Here is a 26,035-nt window from a genome sequence, read left to right on the forward strand (position 1 = left end):
ATGATGGGCACGGACAAAGTAGCCCCCGGAGAAGAGGTTTATTGCCGCCATTGCGGTGAACCTATCCCGCCGGCGCGATTAAAGGCAATGCCGCAAGCGGTATTATGTGTGGATTGCCAAAATGAAGCAGAGCAGAAACAGAAGGGCTAAAAAAAGTGACATTTGATATAGCTGTTATCGGCGCGTGGGTTGCCTTTATTCTGTCTGTCATATCCCTCGCCGGGCTGATTAAAAGCCATTTTACCGGCGGCACAAAAGAGAATACCGAGGCAATCAAAGAGCTTGATAGCAAGCACGACAAGCTGGATAAACGAGTGCAGAAAGTAGAGACCGAACTGAAACATTTGCCTAATAAAGACGATTTTACCAAGCTGGCTGTCTCTTTCGCCGAAATGAAGGGGGATATTAAAGTTATGTCCCACGCAGCAAAATCAACCGAGCGTTCTACCCGGCGTATGGAAGATTTTTTGTTGGGGGGCGTAAAGGGGAAGGAAAAGAAATAATGAATTATGATGATTTCCTGGCCACTGATGCCCGCCTTATTATTTTAAAAGAACTTGCCCAGCAGCCGGGGCACAGCGCTAACCAGACCATATTGCTAAAAGTTTTGGATACTTTCGGACATCGCCGGTCGCGTGAATGGGTGCGTCAGCAAATGCGCTATCTGGCAGATATGAACGCCGTGCAGATGACAGAAGCCGGAACAGTGCTGATTGCTCGCTTGAAACAGGCCGGCCGCGATCACTTGGAGCATCGCATAAAGCTGGAAGGCGTTGACGCGCCGTCAGAGGGGTGAATGATGGCCAAAAAAACAGATAAAGGCAGAGGCAGGCTGTCGGCGATAGACTTGTTACCGCCCGAATGCGATGCCCTTATCGCCAAAGCCGCCCAGTTGCTGGCGGCGCGAGAGCATACTCAAGCCGAAATTTTTGCAAGATTTGAAGCCGATTGCCGGGTAGTGCAAAAAGAAATGGGGCGGATTTTTGCTATCCCCAGTCGCTCTGCCTTTAACCGCTATTCAATCCGGCTTGCTGCCATGTCTCGCAGGCTGTCGCAAACGCGCGAAATCGCCGCTTCACTGGCCGATCGCTTTGACGCTGGGGCCAGTGATGATCTGACACTGATAGCCGCTGAAGCTATCAAGACGCTGATTTTTGAGACCCTTTCGGGCAATGAACGGCTGGAACCCAAAGAAGCACAAGCGCTGGGCAATGCGCTAAAATCCGCCCTTGCCGCCCAGCATATCAGCACGGCGCGCCGGCAGAAGCTGGAAGCCGAATTTGCCAAAGATGCCGGGCAAGCAGTTGAGCAAGCAGCGAAAGAGGCCGGGCTGTCGGGCGATATGGCCGCCGCTATCCGCAATCAGGTTCTGGGCGTGAGGAACAAGCCGGAGCCGCGCAATGGAAAATGAGCAAGCGGCTAAGCTGGTCACTGCACCGGCGGAACTGACATTTGGCGGCGCAGTTCCAGATGGCCTGGATCCGTTGGCTGAAGGCGTGTTAATGGCGCATCAGGCCGACTGGATTGCGGATAAAAGCGATTTGAAACTTGCCGAAAAAGGCCGGCGAACAGGAATCACCTTTGCTGAGGCGCTCGACGACACAGTGACAGCCGCCACCAGCCGTTCAGCCGGCGGCGATAATGTGTTTTATATAGGTGATACCAAAGACAAAGGGCGGGAATTTATCGGTTATGTCGCCAAATTCGCCCGCGCCATTTCGGCCGAAACCAGCCCGGTTGAGGAATATTTGTTTGAAGACCAAAAGCCGGACGGAACCACCAAGTATATATCATCTTACAGAATTCGCTTTGCCAGCGGCTTTCGGGTAGAGGCATTATCCAGCCGGCCTGACAATATACGCGGTCTGCAGGGCATTGTGGTGATTGATGAAGCGGCTTTCCATCAGGACGTGCGCGGGGTTTTAGACGCGGTCAATGCTTTGCTGATCTGGGGCGGAAAAATTCGCGTTATCAGCACGCATAACGGAGTTTTGAACCCGTTTAACGAGCTGATTTTGGAAGCGCGCGCCGGCAAAGTGCCGTTTAAAATCCACCGCTATCCGTTTGAACTGGCAGTCAAGAACGGCCTTTTTCGCCGCGTTTGCCAGATAAAAGGTGAGCAATGGACAGCGGAAGGTGAACAGGCATGGGAAGAGCGTATCCGCGCCTCTTATGGTGTGCGCACCTCTGCCATGCGGCAAGAGCTTGATGCAATACCGGCTGATCAAGAGGGCGCCGCCTTGAGCCGGGTGCAGATTGAGGCGGTAATGCGCCCCGGCATTCCGGTTTTGCGTTTCGCGGCCAAAGATGAATTCAAAAACCAATCAGAGGCAAGCCGCACCAAAGATGCAAAGGATTGGTGTGATTGGCGGCTGGCCCCTATATTGGCTAAGGCTGACCGCCGCTTGCCTCATGTTTTTGGCGTAGATTTTGCGCGCAGCGGCGATGCCACAGCAATTATCGTGATGGAAATCAGCCGCGCGCTTGTGCGCCGCACTGTGCTGGCGGTGGAATTGCGCAATATGCCGTTTGACCAGCAGCGCGAAATCCTCTTCTACATTGTTGACCGCTTACCCAAGCGGCAAGGCGGCGCCTTGGACGCACGCGGCAATGGTGCTTATTTGGCAGAAAAAGCTGCCCAGCGTTATGGCGCATCGGTGCAAGAAGTGCAGCTATCGCAGAGCTGGTATCTGACCAATATGCCCGCTTATTTAGAAGCTTTCGGTGATGGATCGCTTATTTTACCTAAAGATGCCGATATATTGGCCGACCATCAAGCGCTTGCTTATGTCAACGGCTATGTAAAAGTGCCCGATGATCATCGCTTTAAAGGTTCTGACGGTTTTACCCGGCATGGCGATACGGCAATAGCTGCCTCTCTTTGCTATTTTGCCAGTCGGCAAGATGCAGAAATTTACGCCTACACACCGGCCACGACTGACAATGCCGGCGGCACTATGTTTGAAGAGCCGGCCGGCGGCGGCCTGATACCTGATTTGCGTGGAGGAATATTCTAATGCCCGGTTTAATCGACACAAAAGGCCGCCCGCTTATCTCCAAAAAACTGCAACAAGAGCTAGCCGCGCCGACTATTGATGGGGTGCGGACAATCTGGGCCGATACAGTGCTCAACGGCCTCACTCCCTTTGCTTTGGCCGATATATTGCGACAAGCCGCGCAAGGTTATCCTGACCGATTTTTCGCGCTGGCGGAAGAAATGGAAGAGCGGGACTTACATTATCGCGCCGTTTTATCCACCCGCAAAAACGCATTAACTGGCCTTGATCCTTACATTAAAGCAGCAGGCGATGATAAAGAACAGCAGAAACAGGCAGAGGCTTTAACGGAAGTGATCAGTCAGGCGGTATTTGCCGATAATTGCGTATCTGACACATTGGACGCGCTGGCAAAAGGTTATGCTGTCATAGAAACCATTTGGGAGAAAACAGCCAAAGAATGGTGGCCGGTGGATTGGAAATGGCGCAATCAGCGGTTTTTTCAGATAGCGCGTGATGACGGCGAGACTTTACGGCTGAAAAGCGAGACTAATCGCGCCGGGGAAGAGCTCGAACCTTACAAATTTATTGTCCATAAGCCGCGACTGAAAAGCGGCCTGCCTATTCGCGGCGGCCTTGCCCGTCTGGCTGCATGGGGATTTATATTCAAAACCTACACAATTAAAGACTGGATGGCGTTCCTCGAAGTCTTCGGCATGCCCTTCCGTGTGGGCCGTTATGGCGCAAGCGCTAATGATGACGAAAAGAGGGTGTTGATTACCGCACTGCGCAATCTTTCAACCGATGCCGCCGCTATTATCCCTAAGGAAATGGAAATTGAGTTTGTCGAAGTCAAAGGCGGCTCCGGTAATGCGGTATTCCAGAGCATGGCGGAATATCTGGACAAGCAGATAAGCAAGGCAGTGCTTGGCCAGACAATGACCACTGATGATGGCGCCAGCCTTAGCCAAGCACGCGTTCATGAAAATGTGCGGCACGATATTGCCCGTTCTGACGCCCGCCAGTTGGAAGCTACACTTAACCGCGATCTGGTGCGGCCATTTATTGACGCCAATTTCGGCCCGCAGGATACTTACCCCGAAATTGTCTTCCCGATTGTCGAGGAGCGAGATTTGTCTGCTCTATGCGACAGTCTGCAAAAACTGGTGCCGCTTGGCCTGCGCGTTTCGGAAAAGGAAATTCGTGAGGAACTCGGCCTTAGTGAGCCGCAGAAAGATGAAGCAATTCTAACGCCGCCGGCGGCCGCTGCGCCGGCACAGAAACAAACAGGCGCAACCGCACGGCAAATAGACACTGGCTGCGGCTGTGGGCAGCACCGCGCATCTGCCTCAATCAATAATGATAGCAACCCGATAGCGCCTCTGGAAGAGTTGGCCTTCACCGCAGCAGAAGACTATGAAGAGGTTTTAGCGCCCATTTTAGCGCCTCTCGAAGAAGCTTTGAGAGCTTGCGGCTCTTACGAAGAAGCCAATGCGGTGTTGAATAATGCCATAACCAAAATGAATATTTTGCCGCTGGCTGACAAGCTGGCAGCGTTGCAAATGTTGGCGCGCGGTTTTGGCGGCAAAGGCCAAAATAATGGCAAGTGATAAAAAAGAAAAGCCGGATTGGGACGAAATATTTAAGCTCGCACCGGCGGAAATGCGCGGTTATTTTGACCGCAAAAGCATAAAACCAAGTTTTGATTATCGTGATTTTGCGGCCGAAGAACACGCTTTTTCGCTCACAGTAGCGAAATCTACTGGCTATGATATTTTGGAAGATTTACAAGAATCGTTAAAAAAGGCAAATGCCGAGCGTATCCCTTATTCTGAATGGGCGGCGCAAATCACTCCAATTTTGCAGGCTAAAGGCTGGTGGGGGAAAAAGCGCATGGTTGACCCCAAAACCGGCGAGGAAAAGCTGGTGCAGCTTGGCAGCCCGCGCCGGCTGCGCACTATCTATTGGGCCAATACTATGACGGCCTATGCCGCTGGGGAATGGGCGCGGACGCAGCGTAATAAGGATTTTCTGCCTTTTCTGATTTATGAACCAAGCAAGGCAGTGCACCCACGCATTAGCCATGAGCGGTTCTATGGCTTTATTGCCCGGGTTGATGACCCTGTTTGGCGCTGGCTTTACCCACCCAATGCTTGGCTATGCCAATGCTGGGTGCGACAGATAAGCGAATGGGAAGCCAAAAAGAAAGGCTATGACCCAAAAAGTGAAATGCCGGAATGGGCGCGGCCGGTCAAGAATAAGCGCACGGGTGAGATCGAGTGGGTGCCGGAAGGGATAGACCCGTCATGGAAAAACAATCCCGGCATGTTCCGCGCCGAAAATGTTTCGGATTTTTTATCTGACAAAATTGAAAACATGCCGGAAGAACGGCGGAAAGTGGCCATAGAGGATATTGTCAACACACCTTTGCTACCGGCCATGCTGGACATTAAGCCGCCGGATAAATATGCAATCCCCATTGCGCCGGTGCCGAAAGGTGTGCGCAAGGAATTTGACGAGCCGAAACCACCAAGGCCGGCGGCGTTGCCGGCCAAGCCTGCTGCGCCGGCGCCGGCCGATAGGCCTGTCGCGCCACCTGCGATAGAGCCGGCGCCGCCAGTCGCTGCCCCGAAACCTGATGGCTTTAAGGTAGAAGAAATTCTGGCGCCGCAAAAACAGAGTGGCGTAGTCAAACTGTCCAATGACAGTTTGCAGCATATAATTAAGGAGCACGAAGAACGCGGTTTGGGAATTGATGATTTGCGCAAGGCTATAACCGTCATCGCTGCTCCCGTGGGGGTGGTGAAACGGAAAGAAAAAGAAGGTAAGGAAAGCAATACAGCTATTTTTGTCGGGCAAGCAGGTGATGTATGGTGGCGTGTCGCTGTAAAATATGTCGCAACGGCCAAAGAATGGTGGCTAACCAGCTTCCATCGTAAGAGCGAAAAGGCTGCTAAAAATTTCTTAGAGGCGGCAGAGAGAAAAGGGGAGAAAATTAAATAGGGCGCAGGCGGGCGTCAAACCGCCGATGGACAAAGCCATGTAGAACTTGACTTGCGCCCTATTTGTTGCGGTAACGGAGAGATGTCACCCTCTCATAAGCGCACTAAAAGCACCTTATAGAAACCTGCTCGCTCCCGATGTGGTTATAATATAATGCCATGCGTTTTCGTGCAAGCAAAAAAACAGATTGCGCTACGCCGCGGGCACGGGTAAAAATAAAAGCCACAGGGCGCGCGAGCGCAAATAAATTGGCCAATCATCAAGAGCCGTGCAAAAACTGATAGGCGGCCTTTGAACGGCCTTTGAATTTGATTTTATAAATAAAGCCTCGCCCCTCTTTTTATCTCTCTTTACATCATCAAAAAATCCTTGCGCCTGACAGTGTCAAGCTGACAGGTTTTTTGTTTTTGCACGATAGTGTCGGAAACAAGGATTTTTTGCCACATGACCGAAAATCTAGCCACGTGTTGCTTTATGCAGCCTTTACCTGCTCCGGCCGAAGCCGGCACTGCGCCGAAATGGGTGCAGATTTTCCCCAAAGGGCCGCATATCAAAGCACGCGATGGCCGGGAATGGGAGTTAGACGCCAATGCGGTGATTGCCGCTTTTACTGCCAATCAAGGGCCATTGGCTGTTGATTACGAGCATGCGCAGGATATTTTGCCCGAAATCGGCGAAAAGGCGCCGGCCTCTGGTTGGATAGAGGAATTGCAGACACGCGATGACGGCCTTTATGCCCGCATTGAATGGACGGCAGAAGCGGCGCGAGCAATCGCTGCGCGGGAATATCGCTATATATCGCCGTCTTTTTCACACCTGAAAAACGGCTACATCACAAAATTGATAGGTGCCGGCCTGGTCAATCGGCCGGCTTTTATCATGCATGCGTTAGCGCGCCGACAGCAACAGCAAAAACAGAAACAGGAGCACGAAATGAGTTTGCAAGCTATTGCCGCCAGTCTCGGACTGAAAGAAGACGCCATTGAGAAAGATATTATCGCCGCTATTGCCGGGCAAAAATCTGACCGGGAAAAGGAAAGGCAGGCGCTGTGCAGTGCGATGGCTGTCAAAAGCGATAGTGATATGCCGACGATTATCAAGGCAGTAGAGGCACAAAAACTGGCAGCGGCGGAAGCCGTGGCAAAAAGCAAGCAAAGCGAGGGCGAGCAAACGGCTTTGGCAGCCTTGCAGACGCAATTTGCTGAAGGTCAAAAAGAGCTGGCTGAATTGCGCGGCCAGATGCGCGATAAAGATGTGGACAGCTTTCTGGACGGGGCGATTGCTGCCGGTAAAATGACGCCGGCAGCGCGGGCCGAGTATAAGGCGCTTTGCAACACGCAAGAGGGCTTTGACGGCTGCAAGAAGCTGGTGGAAAAATTGCCGGCACTGGCGAAAGCCAGCAATCTGGACGGCAAACAGGCCGGTACAGCGGAAGCCGGCGATACGGCTGATCCGCAAAAAGTAGCGCATTGCGCTGTTGCTTATCAAAATGAGCAAGCGGCCAAAGGCATCGCCATCAGCACCATTGACGCGGTAGATTTTATTATGGCCAACCCTGACCGGTTGAAATAGACGGTCAGGATTCGTAGCAGAATTGCCCTATTAACCCCTCCAGAGCAGAGATTTTGACAATGACAACACCTATTTTGACGAAAGCTTTTCGTGCCGGCGAGAAAATTTCCGGATTTTTGATTGTTAAGGCCAATGAAGACGGCACAGTTGGTTTGGCCAAGGCAAAAACGGACAAGATTCTGGGCGCAGCCAATGCTGTCGGCGCCGAAAGCGGCGATATGCTTGATATTGATCAGGCCGGCTGGTCGGAAGTGCGCTGCGGCGCCAATGTCGCTTTTGGCGATTTGCTGACCAGTGATGCCAATTCCTGCGCTGTCGTGGCCGCCGCCGGTGATCGTATTTTAGGCGTGGCGATTAAAGACGGCGCTGCCGGCGATGTTATTCCCTTCCGGGTAATGTGAAGCGCCGCAACCTGAAATCTCTCATTCTTCAAACAGTAAAACAGGATTATCACAATGAACAGACCTTTTCCCGTTGATCCCACTTTAACTGCAATCGCGATCGCTTATCGTAATCCAGCCGAAACACTTATTGGCGAGCGGATTTTGCCGACTGTGCAGGTTTTAAGCGAGAGCTTCAAATATTCAGAGTATCCGATTGAAGAAGGTTTTACTGTGCCAGATTTGGAAGTCGGGCGGAAAAGCCGGCCTAATATTGTTGAATTCTCTTCGGTGGAAAAAACGGCCAAAACCTCCGATTATGGTCTGGACGATGCTATCCCTAACAGCGACATCAAAGAGGCGGAAACGGCACGGGCACAGCGGCGGAGCACAGTTGACCCGGAAAAAATGGCCGTTGAAGGCCTGGCTAATCTTATCCAGTTGGGCCGCGAAATCCGCGTAGCAGCAGTCGTACAAGATAAGAAAAACTATACATCTGACCGCGTTATTACCCTTTCCGGCAATGATAAATTCTCTGATTATGCCAATTCTGACCCTTACGGGGTATTAGATGACGCAATGGAAAAAACGCTGGTTTACCGCCCTAATACGATTGTGATGGGGCGGGCTGTTTGGTCAAAGTTGAAGCGGCACCCGCGGCTGATTAAAGCAGTCAAAGGCGGTATTACCGATGGTGCAGACGGCTTTATCACCCGCGCGCAATTTGCCGATTTGATGGAAATCAACCCGGAAGGCCTGCAAATCGGCTCCGGGCTGGTAAATACCGCCCGGAAGGGCCAAAAAGCCAAGCTTGAGCGTGTCTGGGGCAATAATATCGCCCTGCTTTACATTGATCCGACAAAGCGGCAAGCTAATGACGCGGTTATCAGTTGGGGATTTACCGCCCAGCTCGGCACAAGGATTTCCGGCTCAATAGAGGATAAAGATATTGGGTTGGAAGGCGGCAAAAGGGTGCGTGTCGGCGAGCGCTGTAAGGAGCTGGCAGTAGCTAAAGATGTTGGCGTATTGTTACCCGAGGTGATTTAATGGCACGAAAACGCAATAAAGCCCCGGCAACTGATCCGATCAGCAATAATGAAATTCTGGAGACCGAACAGGTTGATGATAATGAAGCCCCGCCGGCTGAACCGGTCGGTGATTGGGCAATGCCACAAACAATAGAGGCAGTAAAAACCGGCAATCCGGCCTATGTCGCAAAAAACACAATACGCTTTGGGGGGCGCTATTATGAGCCGGGAGCAGCATTACCGGCTGAATTGAGCGATAATGCAGATTTGCTGCAGGCGCTTTTGGCGCAAGATGCTGTAGCGCCTGTTCCGCCACAAGAATAGTCGAACCCCCATTTGCGGCTTTCTCCCCTCGCAAATGGGGAATTTAAAAGGATATGGCAATGGCCTATGCAGCCAAGGAAACAATGGAAAAAATCTGGGGCAAACAGTTTATTGCTGATTTGCTTGCCGATGATGTAGAGGCAGCAGAATCCGTTGCCGATGCGCTTGAGCAGGCCAGTGGCGAAATGGATTTGCACCTCTCTGCCCGCTTTAAATGCCCGATTGAAGGCGCGCCGCTCGCCTTGCAAATGCTCTGCGCTAATATTGCCGTTTACATTTTGGCCAACCGGCATACCGCCCTTACTACCACGATTGAAGACCGCTATAAACAGGCAGTCAAAATGTTGGAACGCATTGCCGAAGGCAAAGCAGGCCTTGGCGCCGATACTCCCGGCATAGATATTGGTGGGGAAATAAGCAGTTCCGGGGCCGCCTTTTCCGCCGGGCCGCGACTGATGGGGCGCTGGCTGCCGTGAGTTTTGCTATTTCCTTTTATATAGAGAAAGATAGTCTGGTGGCCAGTCTTATGGCGCTTGACGGTTTTATCAATGCCCCAAAAATTGAGCTGACCGAAGGCTTGGGCCGATTGATACAGGGGCAGACGCGGCGGCGCCTGGTAGACGAAAAAACCGCCCCAAACGGCGAAGAGTGGAAACCGAACAAGGCGGGCACATCTATTTTATATGCCTCGGGCGCGCTTATGCGCAGCATTGATTATGCCGCCACCTCTGATTATGTGGCGGTGGGTAGCGGTTTGAATTATGCCAGAATTCACCAATTTGGCGGCAAAATTGAACCGAAAAATGCCAAATCTCTGCGCTTTATAGGCGTTGGTGGCGGCGCGGTATTCGCCAAAATGGTGCAAATGCCGGCACGGCCTTACATCGGCCTGTCAGCCGATAATGCAGAAGAAATAGTGCACACGGCGGAAGCCTGGCTGGCAAGATTTGCCGATCCGCTGCCAAGAGCAGAGCCAGTGGGTAATTGGGGCAGCCAATCCGTGCCGGCGGCCGAACCGGTGGGGAATTGGTGAGAGAGATGCAGGATTTTGCACAAACACGCCTGAATAAGCTGCGCGAAGCTGTCAAAGGAGCGATAAAAGAGGCGTTGCCGCAACTGCAATCGGTTGATAGCCAGTTTGGCAAATTGGGGCTGGACGAAATGAAAATGCTGATGGTCAGGCCGCCGGCAGTGCGCGTGGCTATTTTAGCCGCCAATTTCACCCATGAACTGGACGCACGCCTTGAGGCAGATGTCAATATCGGCGCGTTTATTGTGACAGAAGGCAAAGGCAGGGACGAATTAGCATGGGGTATCACCGAAGCTGTCTGTTGCCTTTGTCGCAGCAATCAATTATGGGGATTGATACAGCTTTCCGCACCGCGCTCTATCCGTTCTTCCCCATTATTATCCGCGGTTGACGGCCAGAAAGGTTTCAGCATTAGCGGGGTTGAGTGGAGTCAGAAGCTCTGGGGCTTCGGCGAGAGCCTGTTTAATGAGACCGGGCAAGCCATTTTTCATATTGAGAAACAAACTGAAACTGATGAGTCGGTAAAATGAGTGCTTATGTAACCGGTTTTTTCCTGTCAATCACCAAAAGGCTGGACGAAGCGGAAGCACGCTTGGCTAATATGCAGATAATCGGCAAAGTCGCCGAGGTCAATAAAGATAAAATCCGGGTAGAACTGGGACAGGACAAAGACGGCAAGCCGGTTTTATCGCCTTGGGTGCAGGCTCAAGCCCCGGCCGGCGCCGTTGCCGCCAATATCCCCTTCAAAGTCGGTGATCCCGTCCGCCTGCTGTCGCCAAATGGTGAAATCGGCTCTTCATCGCTGGCGGTGCGCGACAGTCATAGCTCGGCGGCGCCTAATCCGGCACTGGCGCCGGAAGATTTAGTCGTGGCCTATGAAGGCTGCACTGTCACCCTGAACAAAGAGCAGATAGTTGTCAAAAAAGGCGAGAACAGTAGCATTGTTCTGCAAAATGACAAAATAATTCTGGCACTGGGCCAGAGCAGCATTGAGCTGTCCGATGGCAAAATCACCCTGAAAAGCGGTGAATCCGTGGTGGAACTGGGGGCTGACTTTACAATTACCGCCGGCAAGGTTAAACATAAAGATAGGAATATCGGCGCCGATCATAAACATGGTGGCGTTGAGACCGGCGGCGGCCAAACGGGCGCTCCTGTTTGAGCTTGACAGTGTCAGGCTGGCACGCGCGCCGCCCAGCCTTTATTCTGCCTCTGAAACGGAGGCTAAAAATGGCAAATCCCCTCAAAGATTATGAAATCCTGACCGATGCCCTTTATGTGGCCGGCCGGCGCAACCCCGGCAAGGGCAAATTTATCCAGCTAAGCACAGCCGAGGCGCAATATCCGCTTATGCTCGGTCATATTGCCGTGGCAAAGAGCAAAAGGCCGTCTTTGCCGGCAAGAACAGCACAGGAATAGGTCATGCGTTGCGGCGTCTCGGCCAAAACAGGTCAGCTTATTTATGATTGGGAGCATTGCCTTCAGTCCATCGATAAATGCCTGACGACCCGCATTGGCAGCCGCGTTTTGCGCCGCCATTTGGGCGCCGATGTCCCTGCTTATATAGACGCAAACGGCGATGAAAACACCATTATGCATCTGTTTCAGGCGATCACACAGGCTTTGGACGACCCAGTCGGCGGTGAGCCGGGCTTCAGCCTGCAAAAAATTGAAATGGTGCAGGCTGGGCGAGATGGTGCCTATCACTTTGTCATGAACGGCATTTTCTACCCCAACGGCCATTTGGGCGACTGGTCGCTCAAGCAGGAAAAGGTGGCAATATGGCCGAATTAAACAGCAAACCGGAAATCATTGAAGAGCTGTCAGCAACAGCCTTGCTGGAGCGCAAAAAGGCCTTACTGCAAAGCCTTTATGACAAAAACGGCCTGCCTTTTAATGTTTCGGCGATTGCTTATGACCCGGCCAATATTCAGCTTGAAGTGAGCGTTTTCGATGAACTGCTTTTGCGCGCCCGGATAAATGACGCGGCCCGCGCCACTCTGCTTGCCTTTGCCACAGGCAGCAATCTGGACGCTTTGGGGGATTTTCACGGCGTTCTGCGCTTGCCAAATGAGACAGATGAAGCCTATCGCCGGCGCATAAGGCTGTTTGTCAGCGGCGCGCGCGGCGGCGGTACGGCTGATTATTACCGCTATCATGCCTTGTCGGCCAATAGTGCCGTAAAAGATGCCATTGTTTATCGCCAAGGCAAATCGCCGATAATTTATATTGCCGTCTTTGGGGATACAGCAGACGGTTCGGTTGGTGAACAGCTTTTGGCTGATATTGCTGCTTATATGCGTGATCCAAAAATCTGCATGACCAGCGATACGCTGGAAATTGTCTCGGCCGTGCGGATATTTGTGCCGGTCAAAGCTGAAATCTGGCTTTATCAGGCGGCACAGGCCAATGCGTCAGAGAGAGCGGCTGCCAATTTGCGCAGCCGCTGGCAGGATCGGCAGGCTTTGGGGCGGCCTTTGACGCAAAGCTTTATTATATCCAGTTTAATGATTGACGATGTGGCGCGCGTCCATTTGCAGGTGCCGGCAGAAGATATAGAGGCGGCGCCGAATGAGGCTATCGCAATAACCGATATAGAGCTTACCTTGCGAGGGTATGAATGAGCAATCGCAGCAAAAGTGTAAAGCGGTTTTGCGGCCGCGATTGCGGGGGTGGGAAATGAGCAATATTGGCCTTCTCACCTTTTACCGGCAAATTCCACTCGGTGGGAGATCTGCCTTGCCGATGCCTGCGCCTTCAGCCCGGTGGTGCATCAGTCTATAAGCGCCCTTACACGGCTGAAGTTTATTGACCGGCCAATAAGTATTTTGCCCTATTTACTTGATGAATACGGCCTGCAGGTACTTATCCCTTATATCCCGAATCTCTATGATTTGCTGGATAAAGCAGTGCCGTGGCAACGCAGCCGCGGCACAATCGCGGCCGTGCAAACCGGCTTGAGCTGGCTCGGCTATGCTGCTGAATATAGGCCGACGGCACCAAGCCGCAATTGGTGGAATGCGTATAGCCTGATTTTTATTCAGATCCCGGCGCCGACTGATCTGGAGCGTATCGAAGGCATTGTCAGCCTTTCCGAGTGCTTGCGTTCTGATTTCCGCCGCGGTGCCGGTACTTATGATGTGCCGGCTTTTGAGGGCGATGAGACAAAAATTGATAATGCCATTTTGGATTCTGACAGCGGCATTGCCCTGCGCCAGACTGTCTGGTCTTTCGGCCGCTGTCATGAATACGAACATATGCTGACTGAAGCAGAAGGCGTAGCGCTTGGCAACTGGATAGAGCCAAACAATACGGGCATAAAATGGGTTGATGCGCATTTTTTCTGGTCTACGGCTGAATATCCATGGGCCGATTATAATGAGAGCCAGCGGGCGCAAATCATGACCCAGTGGTTTGACCGGCGGCAAGCCTGGCTATGTTTCCGCGCCGGCGACATTATCATCGGTTACCGCGCTTGTCGCGCTTGCGCAGCGGCGCTGAATGGCGCCTATAATGCTTTTCAAAGTGCCTTTGAACCGGCATTACAAAGCAGTTGCGTTTACATAGAGGCGATGACCGGCTTTGGCGATGTGCAAAGTTCAATTTCCACCCCAGCCGATAATATTGCCCTCATTTTTAGCGCAAAACTTGCCCCTTCCGTCCCCGCCGGGCGGCTCTGGCTGGCGCCGGGAGAGCTGCTGGAAGGTGTAGAAATTGCCAAAAAGCCGATTGAGGCAGTCTTACGACGTTCGGTGCGCGAACAAATAAAAATAATCCTGAAAGTGTGACCAATGAATAAGAAACAGCCAAGAATAACTGCCATTAGCGCCACCCAACACAAAAGCGGCTTACCCGATGTCTATGATCGCGCCGAAGGCCGGAAAAACTGGCAGAGTGTGGTATTTGGCGGTCGCAATCGCTTTATTCAGGCAGCAGAACTGAATGAATCTCAAACCATTATGCGCGGCCGGCATAATCGCCTCGGCCGGCTGGTGGCAAAAGAAGGGGATCGGATAGAACGCGCCGATTGTTTGATTGATACAGAGACAGGCAGAGTTACTTTGCTGGCCGGCAAGATTTATGTTTCGGGGGATATTTTTCCTGTAGAAGAGGCCATTTTTGAAAATGTGCCTATGCAAGGTCGCGTAGAGCTGGGCGTGGCGCTGGAACGGCATTATTTGACAGCGGAGGAAGACCCAAACCTGCTAGGGCAAGTGCCCGGTAGTCTGGCCGAAGGTGAGCCAGGCGCCGCACGCGAGGTAGTGCGCTGCTATTGGTCATTCTCTGCCGATGGGCAGAGTGAATTTTACCCGGTTTATGTGCTGGCCGATGGCGTTGTGCTGGACAATAAAGGCCCTAGTCTGCTTGAGCCGGCTATGCAGGCTATCGCTACTTATGACCGCGCTCACGGCTCTTATGTAGTAAAGGGCTGCCGCGTAACCGGCCTTGGCCGTAATGGAAAAAATCAGGTTTTCTCTATCCAAGAGGGCGAAGCTAACATAAGCGGCTTTAAACGCACCCGCCGCGCCGCTTTTCGGCTGGAAGAAGAGGAAGACTGGAACGAAGCCGCCGTGCCGGGCGAAACCCACACTTATCCGGGTGGGGTGCAATACACATTTTCCACCGATAAATTCCCCATTGGGGTAATCAATTCTATCCTGCTGACCAAGGAAAAGACAGTCAGCCTCACGCGCGGTGCGGTTAAGCATGGGCAGGATAGTCTGCCCGATAATAGCGTCATCGCCTTGGTAGCTGTTAAACAGGGGGCTACTACATATAAGGAGAAGACGGATTATATCCGCACAGGTAATAGTGTGGACTGGGCGCCTTTGGGCGATGAACCGGCCTCTGGCAGCACTTATGAAGTAACTTATCGTTTTCGTGATGCGGTAAAGCCGGTGGCGCAAGACGCAAAAACAGTCACTGTCGCCGGCGGTGCGACAAATGGCGATATTATTATCAGTTATACCTTCAAAATGCCGCGCATTGACCGGATAGGCTTGCAGATTGACGGCGCGCCGATTTACATAAAGGGCCTTTCGGCAAAGGAATTCCCGGCGCCGCCTATTGTCCCGGAAGATGTGCTTTCACTGGCCACTATCACTAATGATTGGCTGGGCACTCCAATCGTTAAAAATGATGCTTACCGCTCGATCCCCTATGCCGATTTGCAACGCCTCGTTGATCGTGTGGGTGATATGGACAGACTGCTGCAGCTTGAGCGGTTAAGAAACGGCATTGATAGCCGCGAGCCGGTTGCGAAAAAAGGCATGTTTGTTGACCCGTTCCTAGATCAGACTTACCGCGATGCCGGGCAAGAGCAAACGGCAGCCGTGAGCGGCGGGGTAATGGAACTGCCGATTACCTCAAATTTTTACCAGCTGCCACTGGCCGCTCCTGTCACGCTCGCCTGGCAGGAAGAGGTGATAATCGCACAAGAGCAGATGACGGGTTGCACAAAAATCAACCCTTATGCCAATTTTACGCCGCTGCCGGCCGATCTGGCACTGATGCCGGCGGCGGATTTCTGGACACAATACCGCACTGATTGGGCAGGTGCCGTCACTAATGAATATTGGCAGGGCGGGCGCCGGCGCGGCCCGCTGCTGGAAAGCAGCAGCACAAGCGAGAATTTGGGCAGCCATACGGAACAAATCCAGTATCTTCGGCAAATAGAGCTGACCTTCACCCTGCGCGGCCTTGGGGCCGGCGAAATTCTGGATAGTCTGACCTTTGACGGCATTAGTGTGCTGCCTGGTGATTTGCCGCCGGCCGATGAAAATGGGCGGATACAGGGCAGCTTTACCATTCCCGCCAATATCCCCGCCGGCACGAAGGAAATTCTGGCAATATCGCGTTCCGGCACTAATGCCGGGGCTATGTGGACAGGGCAAGGCACAATAGAAGTCACCACTTTGCGACAGGTCACTACGGTGCGCCGGTGGCGGCGCATAAGCAGCGATCCGCAGGCGCAATTATTCTTGCCTGATATTCCGCGCCAAATTATCGGTGTGGATTTCCATATTTGCAAAATCGGCAATCAGGCCAATGGCTTGCTGGTGGAGCAAGTGAGTGTGGATAATGGCTATCCAACTACCGATATTCTGGCGCAGGCAAGCTTTCCAATGGCTAATGCCGCCACCGGCTGGGCAAAAGCGCGCTATAGCCTGCCTGTCACTACCGGCAATGACGGGCTTTCCGCTTTTGTCATCAAGACAGATGATAATGAGCATAGTGTTTCTTTTGCAAAACTGGGTGAATTTGACGCCGAGAAGCAGCAATGGGTGACCAGCCACCCTTATATTGTCGGCCCGCGCTTTTCTTCAGTTAATGCTGCCACATGGACGGCACATCAAGATGAGGCGCTGACGTTCCGCCTTGTCGCTGCCCGCTATAGCGAGACGCAAAAACTGGTGAATTTGGGTGAATTTGCCTTGGACGATGTCTCTGACATACAAATCCGCGCGGGGGTGGAGCTGCCATCAAGCGACTGCTCGGTAGTATTTGAAGTGGAGCGGCCAAGCGGTACGATTTACCAGCTTTTGCCTATGCAGGTGCTTCATCTGACGGAATATGTGAGCGAGACAATCAAAATCCGCGCAATTTTAAAAGGTACAGAGACGCTTTCACCTGTGCTTTATGCCCCGGTGGAGCTGGTGACGGGGCACATCGCCGAAAGCGCAACCTATATCAGCCGCGCTTTCGCTCTGGGTGAGAATGCGCGGATAGCCGCTTATATCAAAGCTTTTCTGCCCGGCGGCGCCGGGCTGGAAATGAATGTGAGTATTGATGGGGGCGGCTGGCAGGCGCTGGAGCTTGGTGATGTCGAGCAATTAAGCGAGCCGCTCTGGACTGAACGCAAATATGAGGCACAGTCCTTAAGCGGCCGGCAGGCACAGTTAAAACTCACCATTAAAGGCAGCCCGGCCGCGCGTATTTGTCTGGGTGATTTCGGCGCGGGCATTTTTTAAGGAGATTTTACATGGCAAAAACGCCGAATTACAATCTGGAACTGCCAGACGAAAAGCGGAATATTTCCGAGGAATTCCCCATTTTGCGGAAAAATGAGGAAAAAATTGACACGGAATTGAAAAAAAATGCCGATGCAATAGCCGGCAAGGCCGACAAGCAGCATAGCCATGCTATTGCCGATGTTACTGGCTTGCAGGCAGTATTGGACAAAAAGGCCGATGCTGATCAAAAGCTGAAGTTTGCCGATCTGGCCGATGTTGTGGGTTTCGATCTTGCCGCACTGGGCTATGTAGCCGTCAAAACCGACAAAGGCATTGAAATGCGCAGCCCGCAAGCGGCTATCGGCGATCACAAACACAATATAAGTGATATTACCGGCCTTGCTGCCCAGTTAGAAACTATCAAAACAGAGGCTGATCGGCGGAACCAGGATAATAAATGGTCGGGTAGCAACACCTATTTTGCATCCACCACTTTTAATGGGCCAGTAGTGGCCAACGGTGCAATAACATTTACGGGCGGGACTTTAGAATTGCGTTCCCAAAGTGGGGATTTAGCTTTTCTAAAAGTAATCGTATCCGATCCGGCAAGGCCAGGCGGCGGCCTGAAATTTTTTGATACGGGTAATAATCCCCTTTGCGAAATCTCATACGCCCCCGATAGTGGCGTGCGTGTTAATGTTAATGGCATCGGCGATATTTTCCGTATATTTAAAAACGGCGATATTGTCCTTATCGGCGGCGCAAAATTCGGCGTTAACGGCGATATTTACGCCCCCGCCATCTGGCGCGATAGATGGGGTGGGACAGGCGATGGTTATGCGTGGGCCGGAATAAACGCATATATAAACCGGGAATGTGTTAGAGAATTGCGGACAGGCGGATATTGGGAATATGGCGGGTATTCTTCCGGCGCCAGTACCGGTCGGCGGGAATTTATGCCTGGGGTTCTCACAATGACAGCGGCGGTGCAGTATCTCGATAGGGTGGGCGTTCGTGATCTGCTCTACAGGGTTGGCAATGATTGGCGGCAGCCGTGGATAGGATAAGAAAATGAAAAATTTTGGCAAATTTACTGCGCGGCAAGGAGACCCAGAAAAAGGGGAAGATGCCCGTTTTACTTATTATTACAATGATGGCGGCGTAGAATGGGACAAATTTTTTAAACTCCCAGAAAATAAAATGGCCTGGTATTTGGCTGTTGATGAAGCCAACGCTATTTGCTGCGCCGAAGAAGATGCACTGCTGGTGCGTAATGGCCGCTTTGTTGTGGTGGGCCTTGACAGTATCGCCCCTTATACAAATTCTGAAGGCGGCTATATTTACGGCTGCCTCATTGATTTTGCCACAGGGGAAATTCTGCCCCCGCCGCTGCGCCCGTTGACGGCTATGCAAATCCGGTTATGGCTGCTGCAGAGAGGCAAAACAGATGCTGACGTGCTGGCTGTTATGGCTACCCTTAAAAGTCCGTTGCGTGAGCAGGCGGAGATAAAGTGGCAATATGCCACGAGTTTTGAACGCAAAAGCCAATTTATCGTAGATCTAGCAGAGGCTATGGAATGGTCAGACGATTGGCTGGACGCAGAATGGCGCAAAGCGTCACTCATTACATAGCGGTGTTTACAAGCTTGTTATAGATAGCGCGTGATAAATAGCGATAAAGCGGGGCAGTATAGTGATAAATATAATTGCCGCCCCACTGATGCTCGTCCGCCATTATCAGCCGATCCCTTGCTATGGCAATTTTTTTGATATAGCGTGGGGTCAGGCGGTAGAGCAGCCACAGCCACATTGCATCTTTTAGGCAATGCGGCATTTTGCTGTATAGATATTTTCCTTTTTCATCGCGTTGGGCAGGATAAACACAGGCCAGAAAAATGGGCACTTGTTTCTCTTTAGCTATAGCAATAAGCGCTTTGACGCCGTGCCGCCACCACAATAAGCGGCGGAACCCGTGCATTTTAAACTTTCGCGCGTTTTGCCATTTTTTGACCCCGAGAAACCGCGTAGCATCGCTAAGCGTTGCGATTGCACCCTCTCCGAATAAGAGAGCAAAACGCTCATCTACATAGTCGATAATTATGGCTTCATAGTCATTATTTCGCAAAATTTCCCGGGTCTGTTTGCGCATATCCCGCATCACGCATTTCTTGAAAAAATTGCCGCCTATTTTTTCTATTTGCTCATCGCTGGCGCCGAGAAAGGGCTTTTTGGCAAAAGCGCTGCCCATTGCTGATCCAGAAATATACGTGACGATTTCTATATCATTTTTTTTGAATTCAAGAGCATCGCGAATCACGCAGCTACCAAATACTATCACCCGCTTTTTCATTGTTCCCCCAGCCGCCATGATTATTTCGATGCGCCGAATTTATCGATATAATCGGAAATCCGCGGTACACAGAGCTTCCGTATTTCTGCGTTATAAAACTGTCCGGCCGGTTCATCAATACCACAAATCGCTTCCGCTTCCGGTCGGTGAGCCTCCCTGTTTTGATTCATAGCCGGCGTCAGACGAGCAAAATAATCCTGCATATAGGGCAGACATTTTTGCCGCTCTGGGTTAGCATGCACAGCGGGGAGAGCATGGTTAAAACCGCAAACCATATCATTTTGATATTCATTATATTTTTGTATATTGAATGTTTGCGCTCCTGCCACACCCATCATGCCAAATAAAGCAGCAGTGGCCAGCAAGATTTTCCGCATAATGTCTCCCCTCTTACAAGCGATTTCGGCTGCATGACAGTGTCAAGCTGACACACTTTGCCGGCAACTATTATCTTGGCTCCAAGATAATGGAGATTCTTGCAAATGGCAAACTTTAATCATGGGGTGCAGATAATTGATGAAAGCGAGGGGGTGCGCGCCCTGGCTGAAGCGGGGCAAACAAGCATAGGCGCTGTGATTACCGCGCCCGCCGCTGACGCAAAACTGTTCCCCCTTGATGAGCCTGTTGCTTTTTTTACCCATGAACTGGATAAAGTCGCGGCGCTGGGCGCAAGCGGCACCGGGCTTGATATTGTCAACGCCGTGAAAGCGCAGGGGATTGAAGGCAGCCTTGTTTTTGTGCGTGTGGAAGAAAAAGATACGCCGGAAGCCACACGGGCGGCTATTATCGGCTCCGCTGCTTCAAATACCGGGGTGCACGCACTGGAGCAGGCTTTTGGTCATACAGGGGTTGAACCGGGTATTATTATGGCGCCGGGCTGGACAGGCGGGCGGCTGGAAGGTGCCAAAAACGCTGTGGCCGATGCCTTGGAACAGGTTGCCAAAAAGCTGAAATCTATCGCTGTGATTGATACTGGCGGGGCAAATAAAGAAGAAAGCATTGAGTACCGCAAGGATTTTTCCTCCCGCTGGACATATTTAATCGATCCCTATGTGCGCGTGGCCGCCGGCGAAGAGATCGTAATCAAGCCGGCCGCGCCTTATGCCGGCGCAATGTTTTTGCTGCGCGACAAGACCAAAGGCGGCGTTTACTGGTCTCCTTCTAACCAAGATGTTTCCGGTATTTTGGGCACTGCGCGGCCAATCAGCTATTTTGATGGTGAGACGGATCACGAAGCAAATATGCTGAACCAGAATGCTATTGCTACTTTTATCCCCAGTCAGGTGGCGCAATCTGCTACCGGCCAGATTTTGGCCAATGGCCGCATTTTATGGGGCAACAGAACGACATCTGATGATCCAATGTGGGCATTTGTCAATGTGGTGCGCATTCGCACCGCTATTGAAAAGACCATTGCCCGCCAGTTGCGGCCTTGGGCAGTTGATCAGAATATGACGCCGCAGAATGTTATTGCCGTTATGCGCTCTATCCAGTCATTCCTTGATGATCTGGTAGTTCGGCAAGCCCTTTTGGGCGGGCGCGTCTGGTTTGACCGCGAGCAGAACAGCAATGCCAATTTGCGCGCCGGGCAGATTAAGGTGGAGTTTGACGCAGAGGAAGTGCCGCCGATGGAAAGTATTATTGTCGGCAGCCGGCGCAATGAAGAATATTTTGAAAACCTCGCCAATAATATCCGCTACGGCTCCACCTATCAATTCGGCAATACAGTCGGCAATTATATTAACGGCAGCTATTAAAAGTTGCCGTCCTATCCCCGGCTGTGCTTTCTTAACAGCCAAAAAAGAAAAGGGTTCCCCTCATGTCTTTACGCATAATCAGAGGCTGCACATTGATTGTTAATGATGATGCCAATCTGTTTCTAAACATTGACACGCTCAAACTGCCCTCGCTGGAAGAAACGACAGAAACTTTCCAGCCGGCGGGTAGTGATATGGAAGTGGATATTGCCGGGCTGGGTGTGAAAGCCTTTACCCTGCAAATGAAGCTGAAATCCCATTCTTCCGGCATTGTCGGCCTGTTTGGCGGCGCCCCCGGGCACCGCGATCATTTTACCGGCAAAAAATATATTGTTGACGAAGAGACGGGCCAGGAACATGAGCACGCTATTGATGTGACCGGCCGCTTCACAAAAATTGATGTAGAGGAAATGGCCGGCGGTAAAGCCAGCGGCTATGATCACGAAATCAAGTCCATTTTTGAATATACAGAATTCTGGGACGGCAAGGTGCTGCATCGCTTTTCCTTCAAGCGCGGCGGCTGGCTGATCCGTGGCGGTAATGAAATAGGTGTGCGCCGGCGGCAGATTTTGGGCATTTAAACAGCCTTCAAAAGCGGTTTGAAACAGGTTTTAACGCATTTTGAAACAGGTCAGGCAAAATGGCGACTTTGAAAAAAACAATAGACATTGAACTGCAAATGCCCATTGAAACTGAAGCAGACGGCCAAAAAACAGAATTGACCCGGCTTACCTTACATCGGCCCACCCTCAAACAGGCCAAGGATTTGGCCGCTATTGGCGGTAAAGAACTGGTCAAAGTGATAACCGGAGAAATGCGCCGCGGCGACAGTGAGCTGGATATTGAACGAGCGATAGAGCAAATGGCCGATACGCTACTCAATAAAGACAGCCTGGACGGGCTGACGCAGGTGCTGGCCGAAATGGCCTGTCAAAAAGCAGAGGTGATTGATAGGCTTGACTGGTTGGATATTGTTGCTGTGCTGAAAGCGTTTGCTGATTTTTTTCCCAAACTCCGGCCGGCAGCGCCCGCCGCATAGGTGCGGAACTTGCTTATTATTATAAATGGCCGCCGCATATTGTTGATGAGTTACCTTGGCTGGACGCGCTTATCTGGCGGCAGGAACTGATTGCCATAAAAATGGCCGAAAGTGGCTTGCCGGGTGAAGAGGAATGACAAATGGAAGTCTCCCTTGTCCTGCGTTTGGTTGACAAGATGCAGGAAGGCCTGCAATCCGCCAAGCAGAAGCTGAAAGATTTTGGCGACACTGTCGAGAAAGCCATTAGCGGCGAGGAAGCCGCAAAAAATCTTGGAAAAATCGGGCAAGAAGCAGAAAAAGCTTTCGATAAGGCTGGCCAGGCAGCGCGCAAAGCAGCCGAGCCTGTCGGCAATTTTTCCAAGGAAACGGGACGCTTTTTTAATGAAGCCGGTCAGGCTGTCGGCAGCTTTAGCGATACTGTAGAGGGAAGTTACCGGCGGACAAACGGGGTTTTTGCGCGTATGCGCAATAATATCCGTGATGCGTTTATTGAGTTTCGAGAAGAAACGACAGAATTTGACGACTGGGCGATAAAAGGCCGTTTTGGCGCCAAAAATCTGGAAAAGAAACTGCAAACCCTGTCGGCCGCTGCCAGAGAGGCGCGCGGCGAGTTTTTAAAGACAGCAGCGGCTGCCGCGCCATTATTGGCGACAATCAAACAAGCCGCCAATTTTGACCAGACAGTCAAGGAGTTTGAGAAAGTCACCACCAATATGGGGCAGGAACGGCTTGACCAGCTCAAAGCCTTTGCCCTGTCAACCTCGCAGGAAGTGGCTTTTTCCGCCGAACAGATTTTGCTGCTGATGAAGGCCGCGGTACAAAACGGCATACCGGACGAGGATTTGGAGCGTTTTTCCCTGTTTGCCGCCCGCGCCGGTATAGCTTTTGATATGGCCGCTGATGATGTTGGCACGGCTCTCATAAAAATGAAAAACTCTTTTGCCAAGAATGGCATAAAAATGACAGAAGAGGAAATTGAAGACCTCGCAAATGCCTTCAATTACCTGTCCAATAATACGGCTTCCACGGCCAAAGAGCTGGTTGATTTCACCCAGCGAGCCGCAAGTGTCAGCGGCACCATGAAAATGTCGGCGCCGACTATTGCTGCTGTCGGCGCCGCACTGATTTCTACTGGAATGCCGGCCGAGGTGGCGGGTACCGCTTTCGGCACTTTGGGCGCGCGCATTATGGCCGGTAGCAAGCCGGTAAGGCGTGGATTTGAAACGCTCGGCATTGACCGGGAGCAGTTTATCAAGGATTTTGCCAAAGACGAGCAAGGCACTTTAATCAAACTTTTTGCCGCAATCAAAGCAAAAGGCGATGTGGGGCAAGAGGCGTTGATCGGCATTGCCGGCGGCCAGCAATTCAAAAATCTGGCCAAATTGACGCCGGAAGCCTTGATTGAGGCCTTTGCCGCCATCAATGACAAAGCGGCGCGGACAGACAGTGTTTTGATTGAGGCAAACCGGCAAATGAGCGGCGCCGAAATGCAATTCAAATTGTTGCAAAACCAGCTTAAGGCGCTGTCTATCACTATTGGCAATGAGCTGTTGCCGCCTGTGCTGGAACTTACCAAATCAGTGGGTGGAGCGGTTAAGGCACTTACCGGCTGGATGCACACTCACCCGCAACTGACTTCCGTCATTGTTAAAACTGTCGCCGCTTTGCTGACCTTTAATGTCGCTTTGAAAGCGCTTAAATGGCTGGTGGCAGCCGGCAATCTTGGCCTGTGGCGTATTGCTGCTGATTTCTGGACATTTGATAAAGCCGGGCGGAATATCGCCAAAAGGAGCGGTTTACTGGCCCGCTCATTTGGCATTATCCGGGGCGGGATTGGCCTGCTTGCCGGCGGCAGCGGCATATTAGGCGGCATGGCCACTGCTCTTACCGGCTATGGCGCCGCCGCCGGCAAAGCGGCCGCCGGCAATCGCAATATGCAGAGCAGCCTGCGCGGCCTAAAGGCAACGCTGTCCAGCCCGCTCTTAAAGGGCGGCTTGATGTTCGGTGCCGGTCTGGGCGTAAATATTGCCAATGACTTTCTGCAGGCTTCCACCGCGCCGGATAGATGGAAGAATCTCGGCAATTTATTTGCTGATGCCGCTAATGGGGCAATGTTAGGCTTTATTGTCGGCGGGCCGCTGGGGGCGGCAATTGGCGGGATTATTTCTACTGTCTGGGGCGCAATAGAGAGGGATAGTAAAACACCGATAGCCAATATTGACGGCAAAATGGCAAGCGGCATGGCTGATCGCGAATATGCCGAAGTATCCGAGGCTTTGAGAACGGATAGACCCCGCGCGGCGGCGATTTTACGCAAATATTTTGATGAGGAAGACACTGATAAGCTGGTTAAGAATGGCAGCATACCGGCCGGCGCTGCAACAAAGAAATTCCTTGAGCGTTCAGAAAAGCGGCAAAAAGGCAAATTGGAAGAGTTTGTCGGCAAAGGCGGCAAGCTTGCCTTGAACAAAAAAGACGCCGCCAATCGCGGTTATGATCTGAATGACCCAAACCTTATTTATGTAGGCCCTATGCAGGGTGAGCAGACGGAATTGGGCAAAAAACTCGGCCTACGCGGAGCAGATATTGATGCTGCCATAGCGTCTTTGCCGTCTAAACAGGCAGCAGCGGCGGCCGAACCCGCTGACATTGAAGATTTGCCGCCTATTATAGCGCCTGGGCAAATACCAATCCCGACAGCTAAGCCGGCCGATACCGGCGCAATTACCAATAGTAATAATACCATCAATCAGACAGTCACTGTTACCATAAATGGCGCCATGGATCCGCAGGCCGTGGGCAAGGCGGTTGAGGCGCAATTGCGCAATGCCGCGGCCGCGGCATTGCATGGGGGCGGGCAATGAGCAATCGCAGCAAAAGTGTAAAGCGGTTTTGCGGCCGCGATTGCGGGGGTAAGAAGTGAGCAATGTATTGATGATGTTAGGGCCGCATATGTTCACCATTACGGCCTTGTCGTTTCAAAAATTGTCGGAAGAATTTTCGGCCGAATGGGCGGTAATGCCGCATTTTGGTGCCTCGCCCGGCCTGCAATTCACCGGTTTCGGCGAGGATACAAAGACAATATCCGGCGTTCTATTTCCGCAAGAATTTGATAATCGCATTTACATTGATGCCGTCACCGCCACAATCCGCGCCGCGATTGCCGTGCCTTTTATCAGCTGGGCCAGCGGTCTGGCTATGGCGGCGACAATACATGGCCGGGTGGTGATAAAAAGCATCAAGAAAGACCATGACTATATTAACCGCTACGGTCAGCCGGGGCGGATTACCTATTCTATCGATATCCAGCCGTTTATTGACGGCGGCAAGCCGCTGGGGCAATGGCAATGATTCTACCGGCGGCGCAAATACGGGTGGCAAGTGATGATGTGAGCGTGGATTTGCTCGCTTTCCGCCATGCTCTGGCGGTTTTGGGTGATCGGCAGCAAGCCGGGCAGATAAAGGGCTTTACCGAAGCAATATTGGAAGCTAATCGCGGCCTGGCCGATCATGGACTTTTTATCAAGCGCGGCACCCTGGTGATATTGCCCGAATTTGAGGTGAAAAATAAGACAAAGCGCATTATGCGTTTGTGGGATTAGC

Annotated in this window: 30 protein-coding genes; 28 read left to right on the top strand and 2 right to left on the bottom strand. The window is 51.9% G+C overall.

The features are described from left to right. The first annotated feature begins 3 nt into the window (after nt 1-3). The 22 genes from DPQ22_RS09410 to DPQ22_RS02785 all read left to right on the top strand — a co-directional run bounded on the left by DPQ22_RS09410 (nt 4) and on the right by DPQ22_RS02785 (nt 18,918). Nucleotides 4-150 carry a TraR/DksA family transcriptional regulator gene (locus DPQ22_RS09410; protein WP_425305139.1) on the top strand — a complete coding sequence of 49 codons (147 nt, stop codon included), beginning with the start codon at nt 4-6 and terminating at the stop codon, nt 148-150. 5 nt (nt 151-155) lie between these two features. Continuing rightward, a complete protein-coding gene (locus DPQ22_RS02685) occupies nt 156-503 on the top strand; it encodes a DUF2730 family protein (RefSeq protein WP_150213049.1) in 348 nt (115 codons plus the stop codon). Further along, entirely contained in the window at nt 503-796 is a 294-nt protein-coding gene (locus tag DPQ22_RS02690) for a hypothetical protein (RefSeq protein WP_246681445.1), read from the top strand. The genes DPQ22_RS02685 and DPQ22_RS02690 overlap by 1 nt, the downstream gene beginning before the upstream one ends. Nucleotides 797-799: 3 nt before the next feature. Further along, a complete protein-coding gene (locus DPQ22_RS02695) occupies nt 800-1,411 on the top strand; it encodes a DUF3486 family protein (RefSeq protein ID WP_150213138.1) in 612 nt (203 codons plus the stop codon). Nucleotides 1,412-1,502: 91 nt separating this feature from the next. Further along, complete coding sequence (locus tag DPQ22_RS02700; RefSeq protein WP_150213139.1) at nt 1,503-3,017, top strand: hypothetical protein; 1,515 nt, start codon at nt 1,503-1,505, stop codon at nt 3,015-3,017. Beyond that, nucleotides 3,017-4,606 carry a DUF935 domain-containing protein gene (locus tag DPQ22_RS02705; RefSeq protein WP_150213051.1) on the top strand — a complete coding sequence of 530 codons (1,590 nt, stop codon included), beginning with the start codon at nt 3,017-3,019 and terminating at the stop codon, nt 4,604-4,606. Before DPQ22_RS02700 ends, DPQ22_RS02705 begins: the two co-directional genes overlap by 1 nt. Continuing rightward, a complete protein-coding gene (locus DPQ22_RS02710) occupies nt 4,596-5,999 on the top strand; it encodes a phage minor head protein (RefSeq protein ID WP_150213052.1) in 1,404 nt (467 codons plus the stop codon). Before DPQ22_RS02705 ends, DPQ22_RS02710 begins: the two co-directional genes overlap by 11 nt. Before the next feature lie 444 nt (nt 6,000-6,443). Continuing rightward, the gene (locus DPQ22_RS02715) at nt 6,444-7,571 is read left to right on the top strand and encodes a phage protease (protein WP_150213053.1); all 1,128 of its coding nucleotides are present in this window, start codon (nt 6,444-6,446) and stop codon (nt 7,569-7,571) included. A 59-nt stretch (nt 7,572-7,630) separates the two neighbouring features. Further along, a complete protein-coding gene (locus tag DPQ22_RS02720) occupies nt 7,631-7,972 on the top strand; it encodes a DUF2190 family protein (protein WP_150213054.1) in 342 nt (113 codons plus the stop codon). A 54-nt stretch (nt 7,973-8,026) separates the two neighbouring features. After that, nucleotides 8,027-8,998, top strand: a complete 972-nt coding sequence (locus DPQ22_RS02725) for a capsid protein (protein WP_150213055.1) — start codon at nt 8,027-8,029, stop codon at nt 8,996-8,998. Further along, nucleotides 8,998-9,303: a hypothetical protein gene (locus tag DPQ22_RS02730; protein WP_150213056.1), complete on the top strand. Its 306-nt coding sequence runs from the start codon at nt 8,998-9,000 to the stop codon at nt 9,301-9,303. The genes DPQ22_RS02725 and DPQ22_RS02730 overlap by 1 nt, the downstream gene beginning before the upstream one ends. Before the next feature lie 59 nt (nt 9,304-9,362). Next, nucleotides 9,363-9,779: a DUF1320 domain-containing protein gene (locus DPQ22_RS02735; protein WP_150213057.1), complete on the top strand. Its 417-nt coding sequence runs from the start codon at nt 9,363-9,365 to the stop codon at nt 9,777-9,779. Further along, a complete protein-coding gene (locus tag DPQ22_RS02740) occupies nt 9,776-10,336 on the top strand; it encodes a phage virion morphogenesis protein (RefSeq protein WP_246681446.1) in 561 nt (186 codons plus the stop codon). Before DPQ22_RS02735 ends, DPQ22_RS02740 begins: the two co-directional genes overlap by 4 nt. A 5-nt stretch (nt 10,337-10,341) precedes the next feature. Beyond that, the gene (locus tag DPQ22_RS02745; RefSeq protein WP_150213058.1) at nt 10,342-10,863 is read left to right on the top strand and encodes a hypothetical protein; all 522 of its coding nucleotides are present in this window, start codon (nt 10,342-10,344) and stop codon (nt 10,861-10,863) included. Further along, nucleotides 10,860-11,495, top strand: a complete 636-nt coding sequence (locus DPQ22_RS02750; protein WP_150213059.1) for a phage baseplate assembly protein — start codon at nt 10,860-10,862, stop codon at nt 11,493-11,495. Before DPQ22_RS02745 ends, DPQ22_RS02750 begins: the two co-directional genes overlap by 4 nt. 68 nt (nt 11,496-11,563) lie before the next feature. Then, a complete protein-coding gene (locus DPQ22_RS02755) occupies nt 11,564-11,752 on the top strand; it encodes a hypothetical protein (RefSeq protein WP_150213060.1) in 189 nt (62 codons plus the stop codon). A gap of 3 nt (nt 11,753-11,755) precedes the next feature. Then, the gene (locus tag DPQ22_RS02760) at nt 11,756-12,127 is read left to right on the top strand and encodes a GPW/gp25 family protein (RefSeq protein WP_150213061.1); all 372 of its coding nucleotides are present in this window, start codon (nt 11,756-11,758) and stop codon (nt 12,125-12,127) included. Beyond that, nucleotides 12,115-12,957 carry a baseplate J/gp47 family protein gene (locus tag DPQ22_RS02765; RefSeq protein WP_150213062.1) on the top strand — a complete coding sequence of 281 codons (843 nt, stop codon included), beginning with the start codon at nt 12,115-12,117 and terminating at the stop codon, nt 12,955-12,957. Before DPQ22_RS02760 ends, DPQ22_RS02765 begins: the two co-directional genes overlap by 13 nt. A 48-nt stretch (nt 12,958-13,005) precedes the next feature. Beyond that, nucleotides 13,006-14,121, top strand: a complete 1,116-nt coding sequence (locus DPQ22_RS02770) for a phage tail protein (protein WP_190323108.1) — start codon at nt 13,006-13,008, stop codon at nt 14,119-14,121. Nucleotides 14,122-14,124: 3 nt separating this feature from the next. After that, complete coding sequence (locus DPQ22_RS02775) at nt 14,125-17,304, top strand: DUF4815 domain-containing protein (protein ID WP_150213064.1); 3,180 nt, start codon at nt 14,125-14,127, stop codon at nt 17,302-17,304. A gap of 11 nt (nt 17,305-17,315) precedes the next feature. Beyond that, entirely contained in the window at nt 17,316-18,353 is a 1,038-nt protein-coding gene (locus tag DPQ22_RS02780) for a hypothetical protein (RefSeq protein WP_150213065.1), read from the top strand. A gap of 4 nt (nt 18,354-18,357) precedes the next feature. Continuing rightward, entirely contained in the window at nt 18,358-18,918 is a 561-nt protein-coding gene (locus DPQ22_RS02785; RefSeq protein WP_150213066.1) for a hypothetical protein, read from the top strand. On the opposite strand, the gene DPQ22_RS02790 is transcribed toward DPQ22_RS02785, so the two are convergent. Both DPQ22_RS02790 and DPQ22_RS02795 read right to left on the bottom strand, forming a co-directional pair. Then, complete coding sequence (locus tag DPQ22_RS02790) at nt 18,911-19,636, bottom strand: DUF6270 domain-containing protein (RefSeq protein WP_150213067.1); 726 nt, start codon at nt 19,634-19,636, stop codon at nt 18,911-18,913. The genes DPQ22_RS02785 and DPQ22_RS02790 overlap by 8 nt on opposite strands. A gap of 20 nt (nt 19,637-19,656) precedes the next feature. Further along, nucleotides 19,657-20,013: a hypothetical protein gene (locus DPQ22_RS02795; protein WP_150213068.1), complete on the bottom strand. Its 357-nt coding sequence runs from the start codon at nt 20,011-20,013 to the stop codon at nt 19,657-19,659. 105 nt (nt 20,014-20,118) lie between these two features. Here DPQ22_RS02795 and DPQ22_RS02800 point away from each other — a divergent pair, with 105 nt between their 5' ends. The 6 genes from DPQ22_RS02800 (at nt 20,119) to DPQ22_RS02825 (ending at nt 26,034) form a co-directional block, all read left to right on the top strand. Beyond that, entirely contained in the window at nt 20,119-21,393 is a 1,275-nt protein-coding gene (locus DPQ22_RS02800; protein ID WP_150213069.1) for a phage tail sheath C-terminal domain-containing protein, read from the top strand. A 62-nt stretch (nt 21,394-21,455) separates the two neighbouring features. Beyond that, nucleotides 21,456-21,974 (top strand): phage major tail tube protein, encoded by a 519-nt coding sequence (locus DPQ22_RS02805; RefSeq protein WP_150213070.1) that lies wholly within the window; start codon nt 21,456-21,458, stop codon nt 21,972-21,974. 59 nt (nt 21,975-22,033) lie between these two features. After that, on the top strand, nt 22,034-22,432 hold the full coding sequence (locus DPQ22_RS02810; protein ID WP_150213071.1) for a phage tail assembly protein: 399 nt from the start codon (nt 22,034-22,036) through the stop codon (nt 22,430-22,432). Nucleotides 22,433-22,572: 140 nt separating this feature from the next. Next, complete coding sequence (locus tag DPQ22_RS02815) at nt 22,573-25,296, top strand: phage tail tape measure protein (protein WP_150213072.1); 2,724 nt, start codon at nt 22,573-22,575, stop codon at nt 25,294-25,296. Between the two features lie 55 nt (nt 25,297-25,351). After that, nucleotides 25,352-25,783, top strand: coding sequence for a phage tail protein (locus DPQ22_RS02820; RefSeq protein ID WP_150213073.1), 432 nt, complete (start codon nt 25,352-25,354; stop codon nt 25,781-25,783). Then, the gene (locus tag DPQ22_RS02825) at nt 25,774-26,034 is read left to right on the top strand and encodes a tail protein X (protein WP_246681447.1); all 261 of its coding nucleotides are present in this window, start codon (nt 25,774-25,776) and stop codon (nt 26,032-26,034) included. The genes DPQ22_RS02820 and DPQ22_RS02825 overlap by 10 nt, the downstream gene beginning before the upstream one ends. Nucleotide 26,035: the final 1 nt, after the last annotated feature.

The sequence above is a fragment of the Candidatus Tokpelaia sp. genome (assembly GCF_008636115.1).
Lineage (GTDB): Bacteria > Pseudomonadota > Alphaproteobacteria > Rhizobiales > Rhizobiaceae > QLZD01.